Below are 2,735 nucleotides of genomic sequence, written 5' to 3' on the forward strand. Positions count from 1 at the left end.
GGGATGAGCTTCTACGAATGCTGTGAGTTCATCTAAGGGGATTTTCCTGCTTTTAGCTACTCGTTTTTTCCGCTCTAAGTGTCCCTGCTCACGCTGCTGCTTTCCCAGGTATATAAAGTATTTGTACTGATATTAAATATTTTTGCAGTTTCTTGACGGGTATGACCTTTCTGGACATAGGCAAGAACTCATTTTCGAAAATCAATTCCATATGACATATAACTAGTATAACATATACTGGTTATAAACTAAAGGACTATATCAAGCAAGAAAGAGAATCTGCAGAAAGGCAATCAGGTTATTGGCCATGTGAAGGGCAATCGGATAGCGCAGGTCCTTCTTGGTCACATAGGCTAGGGCAAAGATAGCGCCCATGACAAAATAAAGCAGAAACTGCGGCAGGGTCCCCGGCTGATGCAAGAGAGAAAAGAAGGTTCCCGATACAGCCAGATAGAGCAGAATCTGCGGCAGGCTCTTTTGCTCAGGGAAAAGGTAGTTGGCCAGCAAACCGCGGGTCATAAACTCCTCGACAATCGGTCCGACAATCACCACAAAAAAGAAAGAAAAGAGGGGCTGACTGTGAATCAAACTGACGACAATCGTTTGATTGTCCGAAGCTTCGATAGGCACAAAGTTCTGAAAAAGGATATAGGCAGCCAGCAAGACAAGGGGCAGCCAGACAAATCCGGTCAGTTTGCTGTTGATAACTTCCAATCTGAAATCCAGCTGGTACCATTTCCATAAGCCAAAGCAGTAGAGAAATGACAGAACTGCAAAGAGGAGGGTGATCATCACTGCAGAAAATCCGGCGTTTAAGAAACTGAAACTATAGGCAGCGATTGTCATAAACACTAAAAAGTAAGAGAGAACAACTAAGATATACATGCCTATATTGGCACAGAAAGATTTGAAATTCATAGAGAAACCTTATAAATTGATTTACTGAAACATGGCTAGCAGGAGTAATATAGCCATGGGGAGATTGTTAAGGATATGAACGAACATGGAATCTTTAAGATTGCCCCGACGAGCATAGGATAGATAAAGAATCAGTCCAATAGCAAAGTAGGTTGGGAACTCTGTTAATTGAGTGATATGAGGCAGAGTGAAGACCACAGAAGTCACAATGGCAGCCAATACTTTTTGATTCTTTTTGAAAAAGAAGGCAGTACCAAAACCCCGGAAAATTAATTCTTCCATGATAGGACCGATAAAAGCAAGCGTTGCAACAAAGAGCAAGGCAAAGAAGATATGCTGCGAAGACATCATTTCCCCTAGCCCTTGTATGGCGCTGTCATTACTGGTCTGGGAATTGCCACTCAGGATAAGATTAAGATAGACACCGGCAATAGCTGCCACTCTGGCAAATAAAAAAAACAGAAAAGCAAAGCCAATATCCTTACCAGATTGTTTAAATTTCTTCTTTTCTTCAGGCAGATGCTTCTGATAATGCTGCCATAGGCTGCGGAAAATCAGGAAGGCCAAAATCAGATACAAGGCTACCAATAATATTTCCACATAAATAGGCGCATTCTTCCCGTGCATCAATAATAGCATCGGAGTAGTATTTATAAGGAGGCTAAGAGCAATAAGGCCTATCCACTTTACGATTCCTAGAGCAAGTGATTTGAAGTTCTTCATTTTGTATTCTCCTTTTGATAAATAGTGATACCGACTGCTGTATCCTCGACAGCGATAGCGCCCTTCTGCCTAAGGATCACTGCCGTCATGTAAAAATCTCCTATGCAGCCGGCCGCATGGATGCTGCTAAGGGCGATATAGGAGAGAGGCTTGAGCCAGTGCAGGCTATAGAGCAGGCTCAGCGCCAGACTGATTAGGACAAAGGGCGCCAGCAGAATAATCAGCATCCTGCCGCGGCTGTATAAGCTGCCAGGGCTTCCAGCATAAGCCATACCGTTCTGAAAGCCAAACCTGACCTTGGTTTCAGCATTTCCCAAAATCTTGAAGAAGAAACCATGGATCAGTTCGTGAATCAGGATGAGAGGAAAGAGGTAAATCAGGTCACCGAGGGGAATACTGCCATCTTGACTGCCGCTGCCCCAGAGCAGAATGGCCAGACCGCCAAAGACCGCCCCAAAAGGAAGAATCAGCAGAACGGACGCAATATTGATAATCAAAGCAGTCTTTTTATTATTCAGCACATCAATTGTTTTAAGAATTTTCATGTCAGGCTCCTTTTTTATACAGGTTTGTGGTCCCTATCTAGGACATCAGAAGCATGAGAAGGGCTGCAACGCCATTTCTCAGCATGTGAGCCAAAACAGCCATTTCCAAGCGCTTGCTGATATAGACTACGAAAGCCAGAACCCCGCCTATACCGGCGTAGAGGACAAAACTTCCGATATTGGTCGGACCGTGAAAAAGTCCGAAAAGAATGGAACTGACAAGCAGCCCCCAGATGGAATGCTTGGCAAAGATCTTCTCAGCAATGAGACCGCGAAAGGCCACTTCCTCCAGAATGGGCGCCTGAATCACAGCTCCCATGACCAGCAATATGGAGGGGACATTTTTAAACATCTGCTTCAGGGCCTCCTGATTGGCCGTGTCAATCCCCTGCCCTTCCATCATCATGATGACGATCCCCAGTATACTGACTCCAAACATCATGACATAAGAAAGAGCCAGCCAGCCGACCGAGGACCAGCCAAAGAAGCTGAAATCCAAGCTCAGCAGCCCTTCCTGCTTGGCCATCCGCAGGACAAAAAAGACAATCA

The 2,735-nt window shown here is 44.8% G+C and carries 4 protein-coding genes; all 4 read right to left on the reverse strand.

Annotation, left to right across the window (positions count from 1 at the left end):
* Positions 1–261: 261 nt before the first annotated feature.
* Positions 262–918 carry a CPBP family intramembrane glutamic endopeptidase gene (locus STRDD11_RS08095; protein ID WP_128836904.1) on the reverse strand — a complete coding sequence of 219 codons (657 nt, stop codon included), beginning with the start codon at positions 916–918 and terminating at the stop codon, positions 262–264.
* A 21-nt stretch (positions 919–939) separates the two neighbouring features.
* The gene (locus STRDD11_RS08100) at positions 940–1,641 is read right to left on the reverse strand and encodes a CPBP family intramembrane glutamic endopeptidase (protein WP_128836905.1); all 702 of its coding nucleotides are present in this window, start codon (positions 1,639–1,641) and stop codon (positions 940–942) included.
* On the reverse strand, positions 1,638–2,186 hold the full coding sequence (locus tag STRDD11_RS08105; RefSeq protein ID WP_128836906.1) for a DUF3267 domain-containing protein: 549 nt from the start codon (positions 2,184–2,186) through the stop codon (positions 1,638–1,640). The genes STRDD11_RS08100 and STRDD11_RS08105 overlap by 4 nt, the downstream gene beginning before the upstream one ends.
* Before the next feature lie 37 nt (positions 2,187–2,223).
* Positions 2,224–2,735 (reverse strand): CPBP family intramembrane glutamic endopeptidase (locus STRDD11_RS08110; RefSeq protein WP_241209373.1); only part of this gene is annotated, 512 nt, incomplete at its 5' end.

Origin of the sequence: Streptococcus sp. DD11, assembly GCF_001578865.1 — a bacterium.
In the GTDB taxonomy this organism is placed as follows: Bacteria; Bacillota; Bacilli; order Lactobacillales; family Streptococcaceae; genus Streptococcus; species Streptococcus panodentis.